Origin of the sequence: Flavobacterium psychraquaticum, assembly GCF_034497725.1 — a bacterium.
Classification (GTDB): Bacteria; Bacteroidota; Bacteroidia; order Flavobacteriales; family Flavobacteriaceae; genus Flavobacterium; species Flavobacterium psychraquaticum.
In genome coordinates, this window is the sequence record NZ_JAXKVR010000030.1 from 625,999 (window position 1) to 652,327 (window position 26,329).

At 33.0% G+C, this 26,329-nt stretch carries 24 protein-coding genes and 2 tRNA genes; 12 read left to right on the top strand and 14 right to left on the bottom strand.

Translation table 11 applies throughout. The features are described from left to right. Positions 1–58: 58 nt before the first annotated feature. From T1L09_RS12590 to serS, 6 genes are all read right to left on the bottom strand, one after another. Positions 59–1,654 (bottom strand): DUF4139 domain-containing protein, encoded by a 1,596-nt coding sequence (locus T1L09_RS12590; RefSeq protein WP_322551320.1) that lies wholly within the window; start codon positions 1,652–1,654, stop codon positions 59–61. A gap of 66 nt (positions 1,655–1,720) precedes the next feature. After that, complete coding sequence (gene mgtE, locus T1L09_RS12595; protein ID WP_322551321.1) at positions 1,721–3,073, bottom strand: magnesium transporter; 1,353 nt, start codon at positions 3,071–3,073, stop codon at positions 1,721–1,723. Then, on the bottom strand, positions 3,063–3,842 hold the full coding sequence (rsmA, locus tag T1L09_RS12600; protein WP_322551322.1) for a 16S rRNA (adenine(1518)-N(6)/adenine(1519)-N(6))-dimethyltransferase RsmA: 780 nt from the start codon (positions 3,840–3,842) through the stop codon (positions 3,063–3,065). Before rsmA ends, mgtE begins: the two co-directional genes overlap by 11 nt. A 1-nt stretch (position 3,843) precedes the next feature. Beyond that, positions 3,844–4,170, bottom strand: coding sequence for a DUF4286 family protein (locus T1L09_RS12605; RefSeq protein WP_322551323.1), 327 nt, complete (start codon positions 4,168–4,170; stop codon positions 3,844–3,846). 24 nt (positions 4,171–4,194) lie between these two features. Next, the gene (locus tag T1L09_RS12610; protein WP_322551324.1) at positions 4,195–5,976 is read right to left on the bottom strand and encodes a tetratricopeptide repeat protein; all 1,782 of its coding nucleotides are present in this window, start codon (positions 5,974–5,976) and stop codon (positions 4,195–4,197) included. Between the two features lie 75 nt (positions 5,977–6,051). After that, positions 6,052–7,323, bottom strand: coding sequence for a serine--tRNA ligase (gene serS / locus T1L09_RS12615; protein WP_322551325.1), 1,272 nt, complete (start codon positions 7,321–7,323; stop codon positions 6,052–6,054). Positions 7,324–7,544: 221 nt separating this feature from the next. Between serS and T1L09_RS12620 the strand changes: the two genes are divergently transcribed. From T1L09_RS12620 to T1L09_RS12635, 4 genes are all read left to right on the top strand, one after another. Continuing rightward, positions 7,545–9,470: a M1 family metallopeptidase gene (locus tag T1L09_RS12620; protein ID WP_322551326.1), complete on the top strand. Its 1,926-nt coding sequence runs from the start codon at positions 7,545–7,547 to the stop codon at positions 9,468–9,470. Between the two features lie 70 nt (positions 9,471–9,540). Beyond that, positions 9,541–10,866 carry an RIP metalloprotease RseP gene (gene rseP / locus T1L09_RS12625; RefSeq protein WP_322551327.1) on the top strand — a complete coding sequence of 442 codons (1,326 nt, stop codon included), beginning with the start codon at positions 9,541–9,543 and terminating at the stop codon, positions 10,864–10,866. Between the two features lie 72 nt (positions 10,867–10,938). Continuing rightward, positions 10,939–11,012 (top strand) — tRNA-Asn (locus T1L09_RS12630). Positions 11,013–11,050: 38 nt separating this feature from the next. Beyond that, positions 11,051–11,124: transfer RNA gene (locus tag T1L09_RS12635), tRNA-Asn, on the top strand. Between the two features lie 162 nt (positions 11,125–11,286). Here T1L09_RS12635 and T1L09_RS12640 read toward each other — a convergent pair. After that, entirely contained in the window at positions 11,287–11,880 is a 594-nt protein-coding gene (locus T1L09_RS12640) for a 2OG-Fe(II) oxygenase (protein WP_322551328.1), read from the bottom strand. A 189-nt stretch (positions 11,881–12,069) separates the two neighbouring features. Here T1L09_RS12640 and T1L09_RS12645 point away from each other — a divergent pair, with 189 nt between their 5' ends. From T1L09_RS12645 to T1L09_RS12660, 4 genes are all read left to right on the top strand, one after another. Continuing rightward, positions 12,070–13,356, top strand: coding sequence for an NAD-dependent succinate-semialdehyde dehydrogenase (locus tag T1L09_RS12645; protein ID WP_322551329.1), 1,287 nt, complete (start codon positions 12,070–12,072; stop codon positions 13,354–13,356). Positions 13,357–13,391: 35 nt separating this feature from the next. Beyond that, positions 13,392–13,904, top strand: a complete 513-nt coding sequence (locus T1L09_RS12650; RefSeq protein ID WP_322551330.1) for a nuclear transport factor 2 family protein — start codon at positions 13,392–13,394, stop codon at positions 13,902–13,904. Between the two features lie 144 nt (positions 13,905–14,048). Next, positions 14,049–14,486 carry a hypothetical protein gene (locus T1L09_RS12655; RefSeq protein ID WP_322551331.1) on the top strand — a complete coding sequence of 146 codons (438 nt, stop codon included), beginning with the start codon at positions 14,049–14,051 and terminating at the stop codon, positions 14,484–14,486. Positions 14,487–14,504: 18 nt separating this feature from the next. Continuing rightward, a complete protein-coding gene (locus T1L09_RS12660) occupies positions 14,505–15,092 on the top strand; it encodes a globin family protein (protein WP_322551332.1) in 588 nt (195 codons plus the stop codon). Positions 15,093–15,143: 51 nt separating this feature from the next. Here T1L09_RS12660 and T1L09_RS12665 read toward each other — a convergent pair whose 3' ends face one another. Next, positions 15,144–16,100 carry an NAD-dependent epimerase/dehydratase family protein gene (locus T1L09_RS12665; RefSeq protein ID WP_322551333.1) on the bottom strand — a complete coding sequence of 319 codons (957 nt, stop codon included), beginning with the start codon at positions 16,098–16,100 and terminating at the stop codon, positions 15,144–15,146. A 233-nt stretch (positions 16,101–16,333) separates the two neighbouring features. Between T1L09_RS12665 and T1L09_RS12670 the strand changes: the two genes are divergently transcribed. From T1L09_RS12670 to T1L09_RS12685, 4 genes are all read left to right on the top strand, one after another. Continuing rightward, on the top strand, positions 16,334–16,948 hold the full coding sequence (locus tag T1L09_RS12670) for a hypothetical protein (protein ID WP_322551334.1): 615 nt from the start codon (positions 16,334–16,336) through the stop codon (positions 16,946–16,948). 128 nt (positions 16,949–17,076) lie between these two features. Further along, complete coding sequence (mfd, locus tag T1L09_RS12675; RefSeq protein ID WP_422718582.1) at positions 17,077–20,304, top strand: transcription-repair coupling factor; 3,228 nt, start codon at positions 17,077–17,079, stop codon at positions 20,302–20,304. Positions 20,305–20,382: 78 nt separating this feature from the next. After that, positions 20,383–20,886 (top strand): DUF2975 domain-containing protein, encoded by a 504-nt coding sequence (locus T1L09_RS12680; protein ID WP_322551336.1) that lies wholly within the window; start codon positions 20,383–20,385, stop codon positions 20,884–20,886. A 2-nt stretch (positions 20,887–20,888) separates the two neighbouring features. Continuing rightward, the gene (locus T1L09_RS12685; RefSeq protein WP_322551337.1) at positions 20,889–21,101 is read left to right on the top strand and encodes a helix-turn-helix domain-containing protein; all 213 of its coding nucleotides are present in this window, start codon (positions 20,889–20,891) and stop codon (positions 21,099–21,101) included. A gap of 9 nt (positions 21,102–21,110) precedes the next feature. Here the strand turns inward: T1L09_RS12685 and T1L09_RS12690 are convergent, their stop codons facing one another. The 6 genes from T1L09_RS12690 to panD all read right to left on the bottom strand — a co-directional run bounded on the left by T1L09_RS12690 (position 21,111) and on the right by panD (position 26,321). Further along, positions 21,111–21,437, bottom strand: a complete 327-nt coding sequence (locus tag T1L09_RS12690; protein ID WP_322551338.1) for a hypothetical protein — start codon at positions 21,435–21,437, stop codon at positions 21,111–21,113. A 156-nt stretch (positions 21,438–21,593) separates the two neighbouring features. After that, the gene (locus T1L09_RS12695) at positions 21,594–22,289 is read right to left on the bottom strand and encodes a DUF547 domain-containing protein (RefSeq protein WP_322551339.1); all 696 of its coding nucleotides are present in this window, start codon (positions 22,287–22,289) and stop codon (positions 21,594–21,596) included. Positions 22,290–22,389: 100 nt separating this feature from the next. Beyond that, positions 22,390–23,751, bottom strand: coding sequence for a DNA repair protein RadA (radA, locus tag T1L09_RS12700; RefSeq protein ID WP_322551340.1), 1,362 nt, complete (start codon positions 23,749–23,751; stop codon positions 22,390–22,392). Between the two features lie 28 nt (positions 23,752–23,779). Next, positions 23,780–24,967 carry an alpha/beta hydrolase gene (locus T1L09_RS12705; RefSeq protein WP_322551341.1) on the bottom strand — a complete coding sequence of 396 codons (1,188 nt, stop codon included), beginning with the start codon at positions 24,965–24,967 and terminating at the stop codon, positions 23,780–23,782. A 39-nt stretch (positions 24,968–25,006) separates the two neighbouring features. Further along, positions 25,007–25,969: a lysylphosphatidylglycerol synthase transmembrane domain-containing protein gene (locus T1L09_RS12710; RefSeq protein ID WP_322551342.1), complete on the bottom strand. Its 963-nt coding sequence runs from the start codon at positions 25,967–25,969 to the stop codon at positions 25,007–25,009. A 1-nt stretch (position 25,970) separates the two neighbouring features. Further along, a complete protein-coding gene (gene panD, locus T1L09_RS12715) occupies positions 25,971–26,321 on the bottom strand; it encodes an aspartate 1-decarboxylase (RefSeq protein ID WP_322551343.1) in 351 nt (116 codons plus the stop codon). Positions 26,322–26,329: the final 8 nt, after the last annotated feature.

Sequence of the window (26,329 nt, forward strand, 5' to 3'; positions counted from 1 at the left end):
TAAAATAAAACCTGACCTATGATAGAAATAGGTCAGGTTTTTTGTTAACGAATACTTTTTACAAATTAGAAATAATTTTATCTTTTGGGTATTTCACTTTGTAAGTGATTCGGTATTTTTTATACTCACCTGCATTTAGTTTTGTATCCCAGGTTAGAATTCCAGTTTCGGTATTTACTTTTGCTTTTCCGTTGTCTGTTAGCTCTATGGTGATTTCTTTGTCTGTGCTTATTGGATATTGATCTTTTAATAACAAATCAATTGCTTCTTTTTTGTTGTTTTTTACTGTAATTTCATACGTAAACGTTTGCTCTTTATAACTAGAAAAGAATTTAGTTCCCGATTTATCCACAATTTTTTCACGATTCACAGCAATTTTCTTATCTCTTCCCATACTCAAACTCAAAGTATCTGATGTTTGATTCGGGTTGATGTTAGTTTTTCCAACATACATTCCTTCAAAGATAATATTTGCTTCACCTGGTAACAAATTGAATTTTGAATACTCCTTAATTTCGGCTAATAAAAACGCATCTTTTTCAGCTTTTGGAACGGCGTAATATTTATAAGTTGCTGGTAATTTTAACTCTTTCAATGCTACACTATGTGCTTTTCCATTCGATAAAATATCATACGGAATATCAATATCAAAGGAAACATTTAGTTGATTTTCGTTGATTGTTGTATAATTTGAAATTGAAGAAGCAGCTTTGTCTTTTTTAGCATATGCTGAAATAACCACTTCATTTAATTGCACATCGTCATTTTGATAACTATAATTTAAATTTCCATAGCGTAAAAACCAAGCTTGCAAAATAGGAGCGGTGTTGTTTTGATTTGGATTACCACTTGATAATGTAAGTTTCACTTTTTTCCAATCAATCCCCGTATTTTGAACCACTTTTGCTTTGTATAATAAGTTGATTGGCGAATTGATATTATCGGCACGCAAATCATAAAATGGAGTCCAAGAAGCATTATTAGTGATGTAATTGATTTCAAGATTTACTGAACTAGCAACATCAGTCATCACTTGTAAAACTAATTTTCCTTGCGATGATTTTTCCGCTTTTTGTGTATTCAGTTCTAACTTGGAATTCAATCGGGTAAGCTTCTCGTTTAGCTTTGTTTCCTTTTCTAATAGCGTATTAACGGTATTGCTCAATTCATTTCTTTTCGTACGATAATAATCTACTAATTTCATCAATTCCGCAACATTTAAACCTGAATTTTGTCCGGCTACGGTTTGATTTTTATCTAATAAATCGATGGTTTTCGAATAAGATACTTTCTCATTGGCAATTCGTCCCAATTCCTTTTGGACTAAAATAATACTGTCGCGTACTTTTTTAATTGCTGGATTGGTTTCGTCAATTTCATATTCTGAAATAAAATTTCGAGTAAACTGAACCGAAAGTACGGTTACATTCGCAGGAGCACCAATTTGGATTGTATTTTCATTGATATAATCAGCTACATTTTTAATAACAATTTCACTTGTCCCCGAAGGAATTGTAACCGAAGCCGAATGAATTAATTCAGCGGAATTGCTGTAAACCGTTGCGTTTTTAATTTTCGCCGAAGTAAAAATAGGTTTTTGGGCGAACCCAATTGCCGAAAGGCATAAGAATGTACTTAATAGTATCTTTTTCATAGTTATAAATTTTGTCGTTTATACTTAAGAGCATTTTTTCTATGAAAAGGTTGGGAACAACGTGAATTAAAATCCCAAAATAACTTTAGCGATAGAGAAATAGATTAAAATCCCTAAAATATCATTACTGGTTGTGATAAAAGGACCTGTGGCTAAAGCAGGGTCAATTCCGTATTTGTTCAAAGTAATGGGTACAAAAGTTCCGATTAAAGAAGCGATAAGGATTACAGACATTAAAGCAATTGAAACAGTTATACTTATATCATAATCCACTCCAATGATAAAATGACTTCCAAGCATTAAGATTACCGCTAAAATTAGACCATTAAATAAACTAAGTCTTAATTCTTTATACAAACGATGCCAAATGGTTCCGCCTAAAGTATTGTTAGCTAAACCTTGTACAATAATTGCCGAAGATTGCACACCTACATTTCCAGCCATGGCAGCAATCAATGGTGTAAAAAAGAACAATACGCCATAATTTTCCATTGCGCCTTCAAACGTACGCGAAACTTTTACCGCAATAAAACTTCCCAGTAGCGCTAAAACTAACCAAGGCAAACGGGCTTTAGTTAATTCTAAAATACTATCATCGGCTTCCACATCTTGCGAAATACCTGCTGCTAATTGGTAATCTTTATCTGCCTCTTCTTTGATTACGTCAATAATATCATCAATTGTAATTCTTCCGACTAATCTTCCTAATTCATCAACAACCGGGATGGCTTCTAAGTCATATTTTTGCATAATTCGTGCCACTTCTACATCCTTAGTATCTACTTTTACATAATCTACTTTTTTGATATAAACGTCGCTTATAGCAGTTCGAGTTGAAGTGGTTAATAAATCTTTTAAAGACAAACGACCAGTTAAACGACCTTCGTCATCCACCACATATATTGAATGAACTCGGGTTACATTTTCGGCTTGTGCACGCATTTCTTTTACACAAGTTAAAACATTCCAATTTTCATTTACTTTTACTAATTCTTTCCCCATTAAACCTCCGGCAGAATCTTCGTCATAACGCAATAAGTCTACAATGTCTTTTGCGTGTTCAACATCTTCCAACTCCGAAATTACCTGGTCTTTGATGTCTTTAGTTAATTCTCCAATAATATCGGCGGCGTCATCCGTACTTAATTCGTCAAGCTCTTCGGCAATTTCCTTAGGTGTTAAATTTCGTAGAATTTTCTCCCTTACTTCTTCATCTAATTCAAGAAGAATTTCAGCAGTTTTCTCAGAATCTAAGGTGTTAAAAATATAACCAGCACCAAAATCATCGAGTTCCCCCATAATTTCGGCAATATCAGCAAAGTGAACATCTTCAAGAAGCAATAATAATTCTAACGATTTGTTTTCACTTATAAGCGTTTCTATTTGAGAAAGAAACTCTCTGCTGATTTTAAATTCCATCGGCTGTTATTTTGTTTGTTATTTCTATAAATTGATCGACCGTAAGTTGTTCGGGTCTTAGGTCAAAGATAGTGTCTTCTTTTAAGCTATCCGAAAAATTGAAGGATTTTAGGCTATTTCTTAACGTTTTTCGTCTTTGTTGAAAAGCCGTTTTTACAACCCTAAAAAATAATTTCTCATCACAGTCTAACGTATAATTTTCTTTTCGTCTTAATCGCAAAACACCAGAATCTACTTTTGGTGGCGGATTAAAAACTTCGGGAGGAACTGTAAATAAATATTCAGCCTCATAAAAAGCTTGCGTTAAAACCGATAAAATTCCATACACTTTACTTCCTTTTTTCTCACAAATACGCTGTGCCACTTCTTTTTGAAACATTCCTGAGAATTCCGGAATTTGATGTCTCATTTCTAAAGTTTTAAAAACGATTTGGGTTGAAATATTGTACGGGAAGTTTCCAATAATGGCAAAAGGTTCGTTATTAAAAACTTCATTCAAATTATATTTCAAGAAGTCTTTCGAAATAATATGATCGTTTAATTTAGGATAATGAACGCCCAAATATTCTACCGAATCTCTATCGATTTCAATAACAAAAGTTTCCGTAGGTTTATCTAATAGATATTTCGTTAAAACACCCATTCCTGGACCAATTTCTAATATTTTAGAATAACCTTCTAATGATAAAGTATCAGCAATATCTTTCGCGATGCTTTCATCTTTTAGGAAATGTTGTCCTAAATGTTTTTTTGCGTGTACTTTTTCCATATTAGTTTTCGATATGATAAAATTCATCCATCACTTCTAATTCCGTTCTAAAGGCTAACATTTTATCAGCAAAAAGTGCTAAACCTTCTTGGCGTAATCTTGGTGCGTGATTCAAATAATAATCTTCTAATTTAGCTCTTGAGTCGGTTAAATATTGAACGGCGTAAGTTATGCCTCCCATTTCTTCTTCCGCCATTACTTTTACTAATTTAGCTTTGATAAATAAGCCCGTTTTTAAGACATCACCAATGTGCTTATTTTGCATCCAGTTTAACCAATCGGTGTGGATACTTTCGTCTACGTTTACGGTTACGTTGTATATAATCATTTTTTATAAATTTCAAGTTTAAAGCTAGATTGCGCTGTCGCCTCTAAGTGTTCGATATTGTTTTCTACTTTCGGTATAATACAAACTATCGGGATGTTCTAGAACCATTTTTTCGTAGAACGCTTTTGCTTTTTCATTTTCCAATAGGAATTTGCGATAAATTTCTGCTGAATAAAATAAAGCTTCGTCAATATAAATTCCGTCTTTGTGCTTGTCTAGAATATTTTGATAATAAGTTAATGCTTTTGTATATTCTTTTCGCTGTTCGTAGATTTCTCCCACTTTTAAAAGCGTTCCTGCTTCAATACTTTCTCCTTTGTGTTTTTCTAAAAGTGCTAAAAAAGATTGAAGTGCTTCATTATTTTTCTTTTGATACAATTTAAAATCTGCTTTAGCGTAAGCCTGAAGAGCCACTCTTAAACTATCTTCGGCTGAATTATCTTGGATCAACAAAAACATTTCGATAGCATCATTCGCAATCAATAAACTCGACGATTGTTTTAAGAATTTTACTTGTTGCAAAGTCCAGTCGAAATCTCCTTTATAGAAATTAGCTTTTGCTAATTTCATACTTGCTTCGTGCGCCAAAACGTCATTTTTCAAATTATCTTCCACTTGTGCATAATATAAAATCGCCTGATTGAATTTTTCGTCATGCACCATAATATCGGCTAATTCCATTTTCACTTTAGCTTGCTCCCTTATGTTTATTGGAAGTTTTAATGCGTCATAGAGCAATTCTTTTCCTAATTCAGGTTGTTTTAGGTAGAACGCTTGAAAATTAGCAGTTAGCAATTGCAAGTCTAATGAATAAGGACTAACGCCATATTTTTTAAGCAATTCAATCAATTTGTCGTTAATAATTTTGTATTCTGTAGGAGGTGCTGCTTCTATTTCCATTTCCATCAAAAAATGATGAGCTTGCATTTGTAAATCTAAATCTTGTGTGTTTTCCAAGACAAAAGTTAAGATATTAGTAGCGTCTTCCTTTTGATTTTCGGCAATAGCCAAACGTCCTAGAGCTACAATATTGTAGAAACTCTCGGGATTTCTTTTGTAAATAGCTTTTTCTTGAATAAAGGCTTTTCCGTATTCTTTTTGTTGCACAAACAACCAACTTAACGATTGATTCCAATAAGAATCTTGCGATTTTTGAATTTTCAACAACAAGTTTTTCCGGATGGATTCTGCAAAACTTCCTGTGGCATCATCGGCTAAAAATCGAGTCAAATGATTTTGTATTAAAGCAGTGTTTTCCTGATTTTTATACCCATAATCTAACAGCTTTTCTAACATTAGATCTAAGTTTCCTAATTGACCTTGAAGCATTGCAATTTGGTAATCAAAATTTAGATCTGGTTTTGCTTTTTGAGCAATTTCGTAGCTTTTTAAAGCCCAATCTAGCAATACTCTTTTTTCAAAAGCAGTAGCGATTTGGTATGCATAATTTGGTTCTTTTTCTACCTCTCTCAGGGCTAATTCATATTGTTTTTTAGCTTCTGTTTCCTTTTTTTGAAGTTGAAAATTATAGCCTAATTCAACTAAAAGAATAGGTTGATTGTATCTTTGTTTGCGGTCTAAAATAACTTTTTCGACCTGAACATATTGCTCTAATTGCTGCTTACATTCGATAACTTTTTGAAAAAAGTAGTAATTTGAAGGCTGCTTTTTAGCATTTTCTTCAAAAATAGACAATGCTTTTTCAAAGGCACCATCTTCAAAATATTGCAAGGCTAGTTGCTCATTTTGGGCCGAGACCAAAAATGAAGACAAGAAAAGAAGAAGAAAAGCGATTTTTTTCAGCATAAATTAAAACAAATAATGTACTAAAGTAACACTTTTTGGCGTCAACTTAGTACATTATATTATAAAGATTAACGTTTAGTTAATAATATCAAATCCGGTATATTTTCTTAAAACTTCAGGAACTACGATGCCTTCTGGTGTTTGATAGTTTTCTAAAATCCCAGCTAAAACTCTTGGTAAAGCTAGTGAACTTCCGTTTAGCGTGTGTGCTAATTGGTTTTTACCGTCTTTGTCTTTGAAACGTAATTTCAAACGATTGGCTTGGAAGGTTTCAAAATTAGAAACTGAACTGATTTCTAACCAACGTTCTTGCGCAGTAGAAAACACTTCAAAATCATAGGTTAATGCCGAAGCAAAACTCATATCGCCACCACATAATCTTAAAATTCTATAAGGCAATTTTAATTCTTGTAAGATTCCCTTTACGTGTTCAACCATTCCGTCTAATGCTTTGTACGAATTATCTGGATGTTCAATACGCACGATTTCAACTTTATCAAATTGGTGTAAACGGTTTAAACCTCGAACGTGAGCTCCATAAGAACCTGCTTCTCTACGGAAACAAGGAGTGTACGCCGTACAAAGAACCGGTAACTCATTTTCATTTAATAAAACATCTCTAAAAAGGTTAGTTACTGGAACTTCCGCTGTTGGGATCAAATATAAATCATCAATTCCTGCGTGGTACATTTGACCTTCTTTGTCGGGCAATTGACCTGTTCCAATTCCTGAAGCTTCGTTTACTAAATGTGGCACTTGGTATTCCAAATAACCTGCATCGGTATTTTTATCTAAGAAATAAGTGATTAAGGCACGTTGTAATTTGGCACATTTCCCTTTATAAACTGGAAAACCTGCTCCTGTAATCTTTACACCCAATTCAAAATCAATTAAATCATATTTTTTTGCTAATTCCCAATGAGGTAATGCACCTTCGTGTAATTTTGGAATTTCACCTTCTTCGAAAATATTTAAGTTTTCTTCTGGAGTTTTTCCAACAGGAACGATTTCTGCGGGTAAATTTGGTAATTTATATAATTCGTCTTGTAATTGAGCGGTAATTGTATTTAAAACTTCGGTAAGTTCTTTGTCGTTTTCACGAAGTTGTACTGATTTTTCTCTTAAGATTTCGGCTTTTGCTTTTTCACCACCTTTCATTAAATCACCAATATCTTTGGATAGCTTGTTAGATTCTGATTTAATAGTTTCCAATGCTGCTTGAGTAGCTCTTTTTTTCTCATCAAGATTTATTACTCCATCAATTGCAGCGTTGGCGTCAATATTTTTCTTAGCCAATCTTTGTACTACTTCTTCTCTGTTTTCTCTAATGTACGCTATTTGTAACATAATTTGTTGGTTTTAAAGTCACAAATTTATGAAATTGGATTCAGATAATCGACAAAAAAGAAAAATGCTAGAAACAATGCTGATAAATGTATTTTTCGATATAAAACGATTAAAAAAATAAATATTTTGTAATATAATTTATAATAAATGTTTTTTATTCAAACTAAACAAAATATCTTTGTACTGTATTTAGTAATTACATACTTAAGAACCTACCAATAATGAAACAAAACTTACTTTATTTATTACTTTTTTTAGGTGTTTTTGGTTTTGCACAAAATGATGGTGCCGAATTTGAAAAAATGGTGGAAGCCGAACGAAAATCTGCTTCTTCTATTCAAGCCTTTGTTGCCAATGCCAACACTGCGAATTATGATATCATTTATCACGAGTTGCGTTTTACGGTTAACCCGGAAGTAAATTTCATTACAGGTAAAGTAACTTCTACTTTTAAGGCTTTGATTGCAATGAATTCTGTAACATTTGATTTAAACAGTCAATTGATTGTAAGTTCAGTAAAATTATCAGGCGCTCCATTAGCTTTTGTTCAAAATGCAAATAAAGAATTAGTTGTAACGTTGCCCTCAACTTTAGCTGTGGGAAATTCTGCAACTGTAGTTATTGATTATTTTGGCTCACCACCGACAGAACAAGAAGCATTTACACAGACTTATCATAATGGAACACCAATAATTTTTACACTTTCTGAACCTTTTGGAGCAAGCGATTGGTGGCCTTGTAAACAAGATTTGAAAGATAAAGTTGACAGTATCGATGTCTATATTACTTGTCCAACGCCATACATTGGTGTTTCAAACGGAAAATTAATTACATCGGTAACTTCCTTAGGAAACACAACAAGACATTTTAAACACGGGTATCCAATTCCAGCCTATTTGATTTCGTTAAATGTTTCTAATTATGACATTTATAATTTTCAAGCAGGATTAGGGACAACTGAAAGACCATTTTTTCCAATTTTAAATTATTTATATCCAGAAGGAAACACTCCTGCCGTACGAGCTGCAATTGATAAAACGACTCCAATAATGAATGTTTTTGAAGAGAAATTTGGATTATATCCTTATCGCAACGAACAATATGGTCATGTACAATTTAGTTGGGGTGGCGGAATGGAACACACAACAATGTCCTCGATGGGCGGATGGAGTAGAGGTTTAATCGCGCACGAACTAGGGCACCAATGGTTTGGAAATAAAATAACTTGTGGTACTTGGAAAGATATTTGGCTAAATGAAGGATTAACAGAATATACAGCAGGAATTGTGGTAGAGGAATTAGACGGAGCAGCTCCGTTTGTTTTATGGAAAAACAATAAAATCAACAATATTACTTCACAATTGGGAGGTGCTGTATATTTAACTGATGCACAAGCAGAAGATTCAAATAGAATATTTAGTTCAAGATTATCATACGATAAAGGTTCAATGGTAACGCATATGTTACGTTGGGTGATGGGAGATGCCAATTTTTTCCAAGGTTTACAGAATTATCTAAATGATACTAATTTGGCTTATGGATATGCCTTGACCGGAGATTTAAAATCACATTTAGAAACGGTTCACGGAACTAGTCTAGATGGTTTTTTTGATGACTGGATTTACAAACAAGGGTATCCAACCTATACAATAACCGCAAAAAATTGGGGTACTGGACAAGCGAAGATTACAGTTGGACAAACACAATCGCATCCAAGTGTTACATTTTTTGAAATGCCTCTGCAAATTAGATTAACTGGTGCCGGAGCTGCAAGTTATGATGTTGTTGTAAATAACACTTCAAACAATCAAGAATTTATCGTTTCAGTTCCGTTTGTTGTAACTGGTGTGACATTTGATCCAAATAAGCATATTATTTCAAAAAGTAATACGGCTACTTTAGCTAATGATTTATTTGAATTAGCTCAAACAATTTCGATTTACCCAAATCCAGCAAATGACGAAATGCATATTATGATGCCATCTACACTTCAGTTAGAAAAAATTGAAATCTATAATACTTTAGGACAATTAGTTGCAGAGAAAAATTCAAATGATTTCTCTGTAAGTGAACTAGCAGCAGGTTTACACGTGCTTAAAATTTCCACTTCGGAAGGCGTAATTCATAAAAATTTTATAAAAAAATAGTTACAACATAAAATTATGATGGAAAGTAAGGTGAAAACCTTACTTTTGTCGTTTAAATAAAAGCATAGAAATGATTCAAGTAGCTCAAATATTATTTATATTATCGGTTTTAGTAATTCTTCACGAATTTGGTCACTACATAGCGGCGAAAATATTTAAAGTTCGTGTCGAAAAATTTTACTTGTTTATGGACGCTGGTTTCTCTTTGTTGAAAAAGAAAATTGGTGATACGGAATGGGGAATTGGTTGGTTACCTTTAGGAGGTTATGTAAAACTTTCAGGAATGATTGATGAAAGTATGGATACAGACCAAATGAATACGGAACCACAACCTTGGGAATTTCGTTCAAAACCAGCTTGGCAACGATTAATTATTATGTTAGGTGGAATTACGGTAAACATTATTTTAGCTTGGTTGATTTTTACAATTATGTATTCAACCGTGGGGCAAAAATTTATTGCTACAGAAAAAATTCAAGAAAACGGACTGGCTTTTGGTGAAGTTGGTCAGAAAGCAGGATTTAAAAACGGAGATAAAATCGTTTCAGTTGATGGCAAGTACCAGCCAAGTTTCAACCGTATGACTTTAGATATTTTATTAGGGGATAAAGTTGAGGTGGAACGTGATGGTAAAATCGTTGATGTTATTTTGACAGATGAAATGAAAGGTGAAATCATCAGTAAAGAAGGAAAGGAATTCTTAGGACCTCGTTTCTCAAATTCTGTGGTTGATTCTGTTGTTCCAAAATCGGAAGCTGAAAAAGCAGGTTTGTTGATGGGTGATAAAATAAAATCATTAAATGGAACTGATTTTGTTTATTACGATCAATTTAAAGATATGATTTCAAAACACAAAAATGATAGTATCGCTTTAGTGGTTTTGAGAGGGGACAAAAAAGTAGCGTTAAAGGCAAGAGTTGATAAGGAAGGAAAATTAGGATTTATCAATAAACCGATGGATAAATTGGATTACGAAGTAAACAATCAACTTACATTCGGAGAAGCAGTTCCTGCAGCAGTGAAGGAATCTTGGTCGCTGTTGGTGTACAACGTGAAACAGTTCAAATTAATTCTAAGACCAAAAACAGAGGCTTATAAACACGTTCAAAGTCCTATTGGAATTGCTCGTCGTTTACCAGACACTTGGAATTGGGAGTTTATTTGGAACTTTACCGCCTTGTTTTCAATTGGGTTAGCGTTTATGAATTTGTTGCCAATACCCGGTTTAGATGGAGGACACGCCTTGTTTACGATAGTTGAGATGATCACAGGTAAAAAATTATCAGATAAAGCTGCCGGTTATGTACAGACTGCTGGGATGATTATCTTATTGACTTTAATGGCTTTAACCTTTGGAAAAGACATTTACCAATTAATAGCTGATAAACTTTTCTAATTTTTTAGTCAAAATAATTTGCGATAACAAAAAATCAGTTTATATTTGCACTCGTTAAAAATAGCAATACCTTCCTTCTTAGCTCAGTTGGTTAGAGCATCTGACTGTTAATCAGAGGGTCCTTGGTTCGAGCCCAAGAGAGGGAGCAAATTTTTAACGAAAGCATATTTTACCTTCAGGTAATTCCTTCTTAGCTCAGTTGGTTAGAGCATCTGACTGTTAATCAGAGGGTCCTTGGTTCGAGCCCAAGAGAGGGAGCAAAAGAAAAGACTTTACAGCAATGTAGAGTCTTTTTTATTTTAGAGCTATTTTGAATTAATTTTTATTAATCTACTTGGTTCGATTCCAAAGCCTGTCCCGTTTTTTCGGCAAGAGGAAGCAAGAGAAAAGACTTTACTGCAATGTAGAGTCTTTTTAATTTTAATCGCGTCTCAACCACCCCGTAACACTCAATCTTGCTTTATTGGTTTCCAAAACCTCATGAACCAATTCATTGCTCTTAAAAAAAACCGTTTTTCTATTCGTTGGAGCTACTTTTTGAGTAACATCGCCATCGTAAATACACAATTCACCACCATCTTCAGGTTGCCAATTTTGGTTTAAATAGGTTATCATTGAAAATTGTCGGCTTGAATTATTTTGAAATTGATCCAAATGTTTTCTATAAAAACTTCCTTTATCAAACAACGCAAAATGAAATTCATAACCTGTAATTCCCGTAAAACAACTGCGGTTTAAATAAGTCACAAAAGCATCGACTTGATCTAAAAATTGATTTTCGAATTCATTATTATTGTTTCGATCTAACCAATAAATGGCATCACTTCTTATTTCCGCGTTATGCGTTAGTTTGGCTACATTTCCAATTCCAGCAGCCTTTAGCAAATTCTGCTCTTTCAATTCAAACAATCTTTGCACCAAGTTTTCCGCTAATTCTTCCGATATAAAATCAGGAACCATACCAACTTTCGTATCCAAATAACTCGAAATTAAGGTTTCAAAACAATCTTCCATTTTAGTATAGTTGTTAAATATGCCACAAAGATATAATTTAATTTGGGCGTTACCACAAGGGTCGGGCAGTCCGTTTCAATCTTTATTTATAAAATTTTTGTAATTTTATAAATAAAGGATTTTCTCTTCCGTCCCTAACGCAACCCGCGTTTTCAAATAAAAACTGTAATTTTACGAAAACCTTTCGAAATGGAAAATAAATTAGAACTTTCAAGAGACACTCAAGCAATATGGCAAAAAGAAACACTCGAACACCGAATTTCATTTTTACCAAAACTAGCCAAAACACTTTCAGAGAATAAACAACAATATGCGGAATGCATCACTAATGAAATGCATAAACCCATAACACAAGCAATCGCCGAGGTTGAAAAATGTGCCCTTTTATGTACGTATTATTATGAAAACGCAACTCAATTTTTGGCAACCAAACACATAAAAACCGACGGTTCTGAAAGTTTTGTTACTTACGAACCTCTCGGTGTAATTTTAGGCGTTATGCCTTGGAACTTTCCATTTTGGCAAGTATTCCGATTTGCGGTTCCTTCCTTAACTGCCGGAAACACAGTCGTGGTAAAACACGCTAGTAATGTTCCTAAATCGGCTAAACTGATTCAAACTATTTTCGAAGATGCTGGATTTCCAAAAGGATGTTATCAAGATTTACCCATTCCTAGTGCTGAAGTTGCTCAAATTATTGCCAATCCAATCATAAAAGCAGTTTCCTTAACCGGAAGTGAACAAGCAGGAATAGCCGTTGCGACCGAAGCTGGGAAACATTTGAAAAAATGTGTGCTAGAATTAGGCGGAAACAATGCGTTTATAGTTTTAGAGGATGCAAATCTTGAAAAAACAGTGGCAATTGCAGTAAATGCAAGAATGCAAAACGCTGGACAAAGTTGTATCGCATCCAAAAGATTTCTAATTCACGAAAATATTGAAGAGGCTTTCGTATCACAATTAAAAACAGCTGTTCAAAAGTTAAAAACAGGAAACCCATTAGATAAAACCACAGAAATTGGATCATTAGCAAGAGAAGATTTGGCTGAAGAATTAGAAATTCAAGTTAGGAAATCTATTGAAATCGGAGCAAAGCTAGTTTGTGGTGGCAAAAGAACAGAATCTTTCTACGAACCTACGATTTTGACAAATGTTTCAGTAAAAATGCCCGTTTTTAAAGAAGAAACATTTGGTCCGGTGGTAGCTATTACCGCTTTCAAAACACTTGAAGAAGCTATTGAATTAAGTAATACTTCCGAATTTGGATTAGGTGTTTCCGTTTTTACTCAAGATATTGAAACCATTAAAAAGCATATCAGTTCTTTTAATGAAGGAGCTGTTTTCATCAATGAAATGGTAAAATCAGATCCAAGATTACCTTTCGGTGGTATCAAAAAATCAGGTTATGGAAGAGAATTGTCAGAAGACGGTATCAGAGAATTTGTAAATGTAAAAACAGTTGTGATTAATCTTTAATATTTCCCCTCCAAAGGAGGGGAAAACTAAAAAATATGAAAAAAACATTCCTACTGCTTTTAGCAACATTAGCTTTTTCTTGCAAACCTTGTAAAATAAAACAAGAAACGAAAGAAGCCAGCAAGCAAACAATCGCAACAATTTTAGATAATTGGTACAAAGCCGCTGCCGAAGCAAATTATAATGTTTATTTTGATTTTATGGCAGATGAGTCCGTTTTTATTGGAACTGATGCTACTGAAAATTGGAATAAAAAGGATTTTCAAACCTATGCAAAACCTCATTTCGACAAAGGAAAAGCCTGGAGTTTTAAAGCAATCGAACGTAATATTTACATAAGTAACGATCAAAAAACGGTTTGGTTTGATGAATTATTAGACACGCAAATGAAAATCTGTAGAGGTTCAGGCGTTTTGATTTTTGAAAATGAAAGTTGGAAAATCAAACATTATGTCCTTTCAATGACGATTCCTAATCAAATATCTAAAGATGTAATTCCATTGAAAACAGCAATAGAGGATAAAATTATACTAGAAAAGAGAAAGTAAAAAATATCAATTATAATAATTTAACCCGAGCAATTTGTCGCGGGTTTTTTTATGCCCAAATGTTAAAATTTAATCTTTTTTTCATTTTTAGAAAACCAAGCCTATTTGTTTTGCGTAAATGCTACTAAACAAACAATAAATAAAATGAAAACCAAGAAAATTTTAAAAATCACATTTGGAAGTATTCTGGGAATTTTCCTAATACTTTCTACCGTTTTAGTAGTTCATATTGGAAATGCTAAGCCATTGGTAGTAGATAACGCTTCTCTTCAAATAAGTAGAATCGATTTTAAAGAACCGATCGACTCTTTAAAAGCTAAAGAAATTCACAGAAATTTAAAATCAATTCCAGGAGTAAAATCTGATCGCTTAAATGCACAAACAGGAGTTTTGGTTTACTTCCACGATATGAAAATTGCTAATTCAGAATATATTTTCGACAAATTAGTTGCTCTAGGAAATTATAATGCAGAACGTTATATCCTACCAGAAGAATTAGCAAATAAAACCGCCTGCCCGGTTATGACTGAAGACAGCTTTAGCTATAAGTTTTCAAGAGGAATCCAACGAATTTTTAATTAATTTACTAATACTATTACTATGAAAAATCTTTCAAAATTTGCCTTAATGGCTTTGTTTATTGCTTCAGGAACTTTCGTTACTTCGTGCAGCGATGACGATAATGACGCAGCTCCGATGGAACCAGCATCTTTGTATGCAAGATTAGGTGGAACAACAAAAGTTTCAGATCCTAATAATCCAAGTCAAATGATTGAACAAGGGCGTTTAAGCTATCGTTCAGTTGTAGATTCTACTATTGCGTTAATTGTTTCTGATGCGATCACAGATGCACCAGGGAATTTATCGGCTCACTTTGCACCTGTTTTGTCTGAAGCATTAAGTGGAAATACTACAAATGTTGCCATATTAAGTAAAAACCTTACTGATTTCTTTTCTGCAAATACTGGTGGAGGAGCAACAAATACTTATTCAGGAATGAATATGGTTAAAACACACGACCCAGCTCAAAACCCGCGTATGGGAAAGAAAATTAATGATACTGAATACGATAAATTTATCGGATACATCGGTCAATCAGCTGGTTTAAATGGCGTTACTGATCCAATGTTAATCGGAGATGTTGTAGCTGTCTTAGAATCCTTAAGAGCCCCTATTGTTCAAGAATAATTTGTTTTTTTGTTTGTAATGAAAAACGCCCCGATTTATCGAGGCGTTTTTTTATTTGTTATAAATATGTTCTTTTAAATTTTCAAACATATCAATTGTCATATTTTCTAGGTCGAAATCGTTTTTCCAACCCCAATCTGTTCTTGCCGAAGCATCATCAATACTCGCTGGCCAGCTATCAGCAATCTTCTGACGGAAATCTGGAGCGTAATCCAACTCAAAGTTTGGATAATGTTTTTTAATTTCTTCGCCAATTTGCTTTGGTGTAAAACTCATTGCAGCTAGATTGTAAGAAGAACGTATCTTGATTTGTTCTGCTGGAGCTTGCATAATGCTAATCGTAGCTTTAATTGCATCGTCCATATACATCATTGGAAGTTCTGTGTTTTCAGATAAAAAACTTGTAAATTTTCCTTCCGTAATTGCTTTGTGATAAATATCTACGGCATAATCTGTAGTTCCACCGCCCGCTTCTGTACTCCAACTAATTAATCCTGGATAACGGATACTTCTAATATCTACACCATATTGTTTATTGTAATATTCAGCCCATCTTTCACCCGTTTGTTTCGAAATCCCATAAACCGTTGAAGGTTCCATTACCGTATATTGAGGTGTATTTTGTCTTGGCGTTGTAGGTCCAAAAACAGCAATACTTGAAGGCCAGAAAATTTTCTTAATTTTTCCTGCTTTGGCTAAATTTAAAACGTGAAATAAAGAATTCATATTCAAATCCCAAGCAAATGCCGGATTTTTCTCAGCTGTAGCCGAAAGTAAAGCAGCCATTAAATAAACATCAGTAATTTGATATTGTTCAATTAAATGTTCAATTTGGTTGTAATCTAAAGCATTCACTACTTCAAAAATACCATTGTTAACTACGTCATTGTTCAGTTTTCTAATGTCTGAAGTGACTACATTGTTCACTCCATAAGTAGCTCTAAGTTTTGCCGTAAGTTCAGTACCAATTTGACCACAAGCACCAATTATTAAAATTTTCGTATCCATTTTATAGAATTATAAAGTCAACAAATATACTATTTTCGACTGAATTGATGCAGGGCATTTTTATTATATTTTTACTAAAACATCGCTTTCAATTCATTTTTATTAAAAATCATTAGATTAATCAAGAATTCCTGAATAGCCAACGCATTGCCATTCAAACAACTGTTAAGAAAATATTAGTTTTAGGAATAAGTTTTATAAACATTTGTACCTTTGTTTCTTTAAAATAAACAATGAGAAGTATTATAGCATTTGCACTAATTTTATCTTTAGGTCTAATCTCTTGTGAGAATGATTCGCAACAGCAATTAGAGGCTGAAAAAATAGCTCAAAAAAATGAAGCTGTTTTCAAGAATATTTCTAAAATGTGGCAGTTTCATTTTCCGGAAGCTAGACCAGAAACTAAAGCTACTCTAAATGCTTGGAATGAATGGAGACAGTTTGAAATTGAAATGCGTCAAAAGCCAAAGTCTAGTTTGTCAGCATTTCGATTAAAAACTAAAAACATTGCTATAAAAGCAGACACTTTAGTGATCACAGCTCCAATCGATTATCAAAAACCGCAAGTTTTAAGTCGATTGACTACTTTAAACACCAAAATAAAGTCTCTGGAAACATTTATGAATTTACAAGTTATTCCAGAAGCTCGTATTGCGAAATTAATTCCTGAAATTAACGAAGAAATTAAAGGATTATACAAGCAATGGGAGGAAATTATCGTAAAGAGAGCCATTCCAAAAGAGATAGGAGAAGAGTTGATGTTGCAAGCATTAGATACTACTAGAAATGCTAGACCGAAACAAATGAAAGAGAAAATGCAGATTTCCGATCAAATTAAAGACGAATAGTTTTGAGTAAGTCCGATATCATTTCAATTTACGATAAGTCGCCCAAAATTGCTATTTTAGAAAGTACTTTTGCGGCACGAAATAAATCCCAAGCAACTGGTTTGGTGGGTTCTGCATTGTCTTTTGTGATGCATTCGTTGTTTAAAAAAGCCGAATTACCATTGTTGATTTTATTCAAAAACAAGGAAGAAGCGGCTTATTATTTAAACGATTTAGAGCAACTGTTAAATACGGAAGACGTACTTTTTTATCCAAGTTCCTACCGAAGACCTTACCAAATTGAAGAAACCGACAACGCTAATATTTTATTGCGTGCGGAAGTTTTAAACCGTATTAATTCTCGGAAAAAACCGACTATTATTGTTTCGTATGCCGAAGCTATTTTCGAGAAAGTAGTTACCCGAAAAGAATTAGAAAAAAACACCTTAAAATTAGCAGTTAGCGATAATTTATCAATTGATTTTATCAATGAAACCCTATTTGAATATAATTTTAAACGGGTTGATTTCGTAACAGAACCTGGTGAATTTTCCGTTCGTGGTGGAATTATCGATGTTTTTTCATTCTCGAATGATAATCCGTATCGAATTGAATTTTTCGGTAACGAAGTAGATAGTATTAGAAGTTTTGATGTGGAAACGCAATTGTCCATCGAAAAGCTAAAAAAGATTTCGATTATTCCGAATGTTGAAAATAAATTATTACAAGAAAGTCGTGAGAGTTTCTTAGATTACATCAGCGAAAAAACGGTTATAGTAATCCAAAACACAGAAAGTTTAGGAGAACAATTAGATAAATTATTTAGTAAAGCAAAGGAAGCTTTCGGTGCTTTATCGTCGGATATTAAACACGCTCCACCAGAAGAATTATTCCTAAATCAAAAACAGTTTTTAAGAAGAGCCTTAGATTTTTCGGTTGTAGAATTGCAAGCGAAAGCTGTATTTAAAATTGACAAAGCGGTTGAATTTCATATCCAACCACAACCTTCGTTTAACAAACAATTCGATTTGTTGTTAAATAATCTTAGCGAGAACCATTTCAATGGATTAAAAAATTATTTATGTTGTTCGAATGAAAACCAAGCAAGTCGTTTTCACGATATTTTTGAAGACATCGACGAAGCCAATTCGGAAAGTATTCGCAAACAATATAAAACGATGGTATTGCCTTTATATGAAGGTTTTATTGACGTAGAAAATCAAATTGCTTGTTATACTGATCATCAAATTTTTGAACGTTATCATAAATTTTCGATTAAAAACGGCTATTCCAAAAAGCAAAATATTACATTAAAAGAACTGACTTCATTGTCGGTGGGCGATTATGTAACACACATTGATCACGGAATTGGAAAATTTGGTGGCTTGCAAAAAATTCAGGTCGAAGGCAAAACGCAAGAAGCCATCAAATTGGTGTATGCCGATAATGATATTGTGTATGTCAGCATTCATTCGCTTCATAAAATTTCGAAATACAACGGAAAAGACGGTGCACCTCCTAAAATTTATAAATTAGGAAGCAACGCGTGGAAAGTTTTAAAACAGAAAACAAAAGCGCGTGTAAAACATATTGCGTTCAACTTAATTCAGTTGTATGCGAAGCGAAGATTAGACAAAGGTTTTCAGTTTGCACCGGATAGTTATTTGCAAAAAGAATTAGAAAGTTCGTTCATTTACGAAGATACGCCCGATCAAATTACGGCTACAGCTGACGTAAAAGCGGATATGGAAAACGAACGTCCGATGGACCGATTGGTTTGTGGTGATGTTGGTTTCGGAAAGACAGAAGTTGCCATTCGTGCCGCATTTAAAGCGGTTGACAACGGAAAACAAGTCGCTATTTTAGTACCAACAACCATTTTAGCGTATCAACATTATAGAACATTTACGGAACGATTGAAAGATATGCCGGTTACGGTGAGTTATTTAAACCGATTTAGAACGGCCAAACAAAAATCAGAGACACTTCAAGATTTAACAGCAGGAAAAGTCGATATTTTGATTGGAACGCACCAATTGGTCAATAAAAATGTGATTTTTAAAGATTTAGGCTTATTGATTATTGACGAAGAACAAAAATTCGGAGTTAATGTAAAAGATAAATTAAAAACGATTGCTACAAATGTCGATACATTGACTTTAACGGCAACGCCAATTCCAAGAACTTTGCAATTTTCATTGATGGCAGCACGAGATTTATCGGTAATTACGACGCCGCCGCCAAATCGTTATCCTATTGAAACAAACGTGATTCGTTTTAGTGAAGAAGTAATTCGGGATGCTATTTCGTATGAAATTCAGCGTGGCGGACAAGTGTTTTTCATCAACAATCGCATTGAAAACATCAAAGAAGTTGCTGGAATGATTCAGCGTTTGGTACCTGGAGCAAGAGTCGGAATTGGTCACGGACAAATGGACGGAAAAAAACTTGAAGAATTGATGTTGGCCTTTATGGAGGGCGATTTCGATGTTTTGGTAGCGACAACTATTATTGAAAGTGGTTTAGATGTGCCCAATGCGAACACCATTTTCATCAACAATGCCAATAATTTTGGATTATCAGATTTACACCAAATGCGGGGTCGTGTGGGAAGAAGTAATAAAAAAGCATTTTGTTATTTCATCACGCCGCCCTATTCAATGATGACGGGTGAAGCTCAGAAACGAATTAATGCATTGGAACAATTCAGCGAATTAGGAAGTGGTTTCAATATTGCAATGAAGGATTTAGAAATTCGTGGTGCTGGTGACTTATTAGGTGGCGAACAAAGTGGTTTCATCAATGATATTGGTTTTGATACCTATCAGAAAATTATGAACGAAGCCATTGACGAATTGAAAGAAAACGAATTTAAGGATTTATATCAGGAAGAAAATGATATTGAAACCAAAGAATTTGTGAAAGATATTCAGATTGATACCGATTTTGAATTGTTGTTTCCAGATGAGTACATCAATAATATTTCGGAACGTTTGATTTTATATAGTGAATTAGGTCAGATTAAAAACGAAGAGGCTTTACAAAAATACGAACAAAAACTTATTGACAGATTTGGTGCTTTGCCAAAACCTGCGATTGCTTTATTGAATAGTGTCCGCATAAAATGGAAAGCAACTGCAATGGGATTAGAGCGTTTATTGATGAAACAAGGTAAAATGATTGGTTATTTTATTGGCGATCAACAAAGCAGTTTTTACCAATCGAACCGTTTTATAAAAGTAATGCAGTTTGCACAACACAACGGCAATATTTGTAAAATCAAAGAAAAAGAAACCAAAACGGGCTTAAAATTGTTGATAACGTTTGAAAATGTGAAATCGATTAATAAGGCTTTGGAAATGTTGGAACGAATGTAAAATTATCAAATTTAGATATTTTATTATTGTAATACAATAATTTTTTTATACTTTTGAATTTTTTAAATCATTCAAAATATGAAAAAATTGAATTTTCTTAAAGCGATTATTGATTTTGTATGGATAATGGCAATGATAGCAATTCCAATTATTCTATTCTTATCAGGTTTTATTGTTTTTAGTAATGAACCTTTTGATGTTCCCATTAAAATCAACGGTAGCGAATTAGTTGTTGTTGATTTAAAGTCTAAAATTATTTTAGCTTTTTTAATGATTTCAAGTATATTGATAATTTATGCGCTTTATTTGTTTAAAAAATTAATACGATTGTTTCAACTGAAAATTATCTTTGATTTACAAGTTGTTCAATTGTTGAATAAAATAGGATTTGTCTTAATTTCTTCTGCGGTTATTTCGGGCATTTCAGGTTTTATTTTTAATTACTTGAAACGAAATATTTCATTGAATTTTGAGTTGAATTCAAATGTTTTGTTATTCTCTTTAGGACTGTTTTTCCTTATATTAGCTGAGGTTTTTACCATTGCGAAAAGCCATAAAGACGTAATCGACTTAACTTTTTAAGTATGCCAATTATCATTAATTTGGATGTAATGTTAGCCAAACGAAAAATGCGTTCTACGGAATTAGCAGAGAAATTGGGTATCACAACAGCCAATTTATCAATCATTAAAACAGGAAAAGCTAAGGCCATTCGGTTGTCTACTTTAGAAGCTATTTGTGAAATCTTAGATTGCCAACCTGCGGATATTTTAGAATATGTAAAAAAAGAGAATTAAAGATTGAATTTAGTTTCTAAAAATATCAATAAAATTTCTTTCTTCTTTTAATTTCTTAAGTTTTTTCTTGTCTTGAATGTTGAATGTAATTAACATTATTACACAAATAATTGTGTAGAATAGCGCTACAACAGAATAACAAAAAGGGTAATTGTAATTGAAATAAAAGATAAGAGGCTTTGTCTTTTGATGTGTATATTCTGGTGCAATTAAAGTAACTAAAACACCGATCAAAGCGATGCGCAACCAATAATTTTTTAAGTACCCTTGATTATTTTCCAATTCTTTAATTTGGTAATTTAGTATTTTTAATTTTCTTTCTTTTAGATCGGACATAAATTTTTAGCGGAGTAATTTTCGATACCGTTCGGTTTTTTTAAAAATTACGATTTTTTTGTACTGTTTTTAATGCTGCTTTTTACTGTAAAATTTTAAAGCCGACTGAAATTTATTTCAGTCGGCTTTAAAATACTATTTTTGATGACTATTTATTTATTTATTTAAGCTCCAATTATATTCCATAAAACTTATTTTAGCATCTTCGTCTATCGTTACTCTTGAATAATCATTGATGAAAGAAATGATGTTATTTTTACCCATAAAATCAGTAATATTCCATTCAAAAATTTTAGAAAGCGAACATCTTTTAGCTGTGATATTGTTTTTTGTAATATCATTGATATACAGATTAGTAGCGACATTTAAATCATCGTTAAGTTTTTCAGAAGAATAAGCTGAATTTCTTAAAGTAGGTGATGATACTGCAGTGCTGTATAACACAAAGTGAACTCTAGGGTCTTTAAGGGGTTTCAAAATTTCATTTACAATGTGATCTAACGATATTTTTTCGCCATCAAAAGAAATAAAATTCATTTGAAAAGGTTCTCTAATATAGGTTATACTTTTTAAAGGATAATTTTCTGCTAAAAGCTTTATTACATTGATATTGTAAACATTGATCCAAAAAGTTTTAATTTCATTTTCGGTCCAACTTTTATTTGGAGAAATTTTAGAAAAATTTGAAGTAATTAAATTAATTTGATCCATATTTTTCAAAACTTTATCATAATCAACTACACCTTTATCAGATACGTGTTTTTTTAAGAACTCGTCAAAAGGTTTGTAATCAATAGTTTGTGCGTTACTCACATAACTAACCAAAAATAGAATTAGTAATAATTTTCTCATAGTAATTTTTTATAAATTTAAGTGTTATTTTAATGCATTTTTAGGGGCGGACAAATATATAAAAAATATTTTTTTTTGACTATTTATTTGTACTATTTTTTTAGCCAAACAACTCATTAACAACATCTTCAATCTTTGCTACTAAAATTATTTTAATTCCAATACTTTTTATTGAAATTTTGTTGTGTTTAGAAACTAAGATAGTTGTAAATCCTAATTTTTCAGCTTCTTGAATGCGTTGCTCTATACGGTTAACTGGTCGAATTTCACCCGAAAGTCCTACTTCTCCTGCAAAACAGAATCCTTCAGGAATTGCGATATCTTCGTTTGATGATAGAATTGCCGCTACAACTGCTAAATCTATTGCGGTGTCTTCTACAGAAATTCCACCAGTTACGTTTAAGAATACGTCTTTTGTGCCCAATCGAAAACCAGCTCGTTTTTCTAAAACAGCTAAAATCATGTTCAATCGCTTTGCATTATAACCCGTTGTGCTTCTTTGCGGCGTTCCATAAACTGCGCTGCTTACTAGCGCTTGAATTTCTAACATCAACGGACGCATTCCTTCTAAAGTAACTGCGATTGCGGTTCCAGAGAGTTGTTCGTCTTTGTGCGAAATCAATATTTCTGATGGATTGTCCACTTCTCTTAATCCTGAACCTTGCATTTCGTAAATTCCTAATTCGGCAGTAGAACCAAAACGATTTTTCAAGGATCTTAAAATACGGTATACGTGGTTTCTATCGCCTTCAAATTGTAAAACGGTGTCAACCATATGTTCCAAAATCTTTGGTCCGGCGATAGTTCCATCTTTTGTAATATGTCCGATTAATAACACAGGAGTATTGGTTTCTTTCGCATATTTAATTAATTCTGCCGTACATTCTCTAATTTGCGAAATACTTCCTGCAGAAGATTCAATAAAATCCGTATGTAATGTTTGAATCGAATCAATAATTACGATATCGGGTTCGATTTCCAAAATTTGACGAAAAATATTTTGTGTTTTCGTTTCGGTTAAAATGTAACAATTGTCTAGACTAGAAGTAATACGTTCGGCACGCATTTTTATTTGTTTTTGACTTTCTTCACCCGAAACGTATAATGTTTTATAGGGTAATTTTAGGGCAATTTGCAATAATAGCGTACTTTTTCCAATTCCAGGCTCACCGCCCAGTAGAATCAAAGAACCAGGTACTATTCCGCCACCTAAGACCCGATTTAATTCATTGTCTGTGGTGTTCATTCGGATTTCTTGAGCCGTATCAATTTCGCTTATACGTAATGGCTTTGTTGCTGATTTTGTAGAAGCTGAAGTTGTTTTCCAAGCAGCCTTTTCTTCTTTTTGCACCAATTCTTCTACAATGGTATTCCATTCTTTACAAGCGTTACATTGTCCTTGCCATTTTGAATATTGGGTGCCACATTTTTGGCAAAAAAATGCTGTTTTCACTTTGCTCATTTGTATTTATTCTTCTTGAAAATTCAGTTTACTCTGTTGGTGCTTCAGCTGGAGCTTCGGCCGGTTCTTCTTTCAACTCGTCTTTCTTGTTTTTTAACGCATCTGCTTTATTAAGCATGAAGTCTTTAGTAATTCCTCTAATTTCTTCAAGGGCAAAAGCTTTTTTATATTCTTTAACAGCTTTTTTATAATTACCCGTTTTTTCATAATACATTGCCTGGTGATAAGTGCCTAAAATTGTTTTCGGATAATTTTTATTAGCGTAATCTGCCAAAGTTTGAAATTCTCCGTAAGCTTTATTCTTCATTATCGCCGCTTCAATTGCCGTAAAATCATTTAATCTTGGTTTGATTTGCAAGCCTAATTTTGTATTTAAATCATCATATTTTTTAATTAAATAATCCGTATAACCCGATTCTAGTGTAAGAATTTTATTTTGGAATTCAAGCATTGAAATCGGTTGGTAGCCTTCGAAAATAAAATATAATGCGTTTGGAATTGCTTTGGTTACAAATGAGTAATGTGATGCATTTTTAAAAATATCGTTTTGATATTTAAACGTTGCCTTTTGGATTGCTAAAATATTTGTATCTAATGTGCTCGCTGCTTCATTAATTTCGGGTATATCACTTTCTCCAGTTGCCTGATAATAATATAGTGGTTTGGTAATTTTTGCTAAACGTTCGGCAATTCTTTTCTCCATTTCTGGAGCCATTTCTGGAGCCAAAGAGATGTAAGCATTGAAAACAGGAGTATCTTTATACAAATAGAAATTTAAAAAACCTGCAGTTGTGTCGTGACCAGCTACAACTCTAAATGGTAATGTTCTGTATTTTGACTCAATATAAGGATATAATTCTTGACCGATAAATTCAAAGAAATCTGCACCGGTACCAGTTGGAAATCCAGCGGTATCAAATTTGCTGTCTAAAAAACGAGTTTCACCATTATTTTGAGCAACAGCAATAATTATCATCTCAGGTAAATCGTCCCAATAATTACCATATTTTAAAATACCATCAAAAGGATCTAACAAATATTCACCATCCAACAAAACCAAAGTAGGATATTTTTTGTCAGGATTTGACTCATAGGATGGAGGTGTGAGCACTGTAAAAGTTCGAGTTCCAATTTTTTTTGTCTTAAGTGATTCTGGTATTCTTTGTGCAAAAAAGCTGGTAGTAGCTAGTAATATCAAGAGAAATTTATAGTTCATCTGGAAATGATTAGATTATTAGAGCAGCAATTTACTAATTTATTTCTTATTCAAGATCGGTAAAAGCAAATAAGATAACAATCCTAAGAAAATAGTTAAAAGTGTTTGTGAAGTCCAAACTAGCCATCCGAATGCAATTCCAATATCATCTGAAATTCCAAAAAGAGAGAAAATTAAGGCAATAGCCAATGGATACGCACCTAAACCACCATTAGTAAATCCAACTGCAAGCGTGCCAAAAATAAAACCCATTATAACTACATCAAAAGTAATAGTAGTCGTTTCTGGTAACGCAAATATAGTGACGTAAAACATCAATAAGTAAGAAAACCAGATAAAAAAGGAATGGAAAATATAACTCCATTTATTTTTCATTTTCACGATACTCTGCATGCCTTCAATTAATCCCGCTAATTTGCGTTTTAATTTTACTATTATTTTCCACTCGGCGTAAATCCAGACCAAAATAAAAAGTACAAAAAGTAAAAAACCTACACCTAAGAACCAAAGTATTGATGCAAACGCAACATTTTTTTCTGCTAAAAAAAGGTAAAGGGTGTCATATTGCGATATAAATCCAATACAAACAAAAATAAAAAAAATGATTAAATCCACAATTCTTTCGGCAACAATAGTTCCAAAACCTTTATCAAATGGTATGTTTTCGTATTTTTTTAGTAAAGCGGCTCTTGTAATTTCGCCTGATCGTGGAATGGTTAGGTTTACTAAGTAGGAAACGCAAACCGTCATTAACGTGTTCTGAAATTTTGTTGTATAGCCTAGATGATTAAGAGCAAATTTCCAACGATAAGCTCTTGACCAATAGCCAAATAGCGCTATAAAAAGTGAGAGAAAAACATAGTAATAATCGGCTTTTATGAAGCTAATTTTAATCTTCTGAATTTCCTCAGCCGTTAAAGTAGTAAATTGATAATAAATAATTCCAATTCCAATAAGCAGTGGAATTGTAAGCGATAAAAATTTAGAAATTGATGCTTTCAAACTATGTTAAAGAGTTGTCTTTTTCGTTTGGAAAAACCAACGAGGGCTTAAAGGTTTTAGCTTCTTCAAAATCCATAATTCCATAAGAAATAATGATAATGATATCTCCTCTGTGCACTTTTCTAGCTGCAGGTCCGTTTAATGTGATTTCACCTGTATTTCTAGGTCCTTTAATGGCATATGTTTCTAATCGTTCACCATTATTGATGTTCACGATTTGTACTTTTTCTCCTTCTAAAATATTAGAAGCTTCTAGGAGCGCTTCGTCAATAGTGATGCTTCCTATGTAATTCAAATCGGCACCAGTGACAGTAACTCTATGAATTTTTGATTTTACTACTTGAATTTGCATAATGCAAA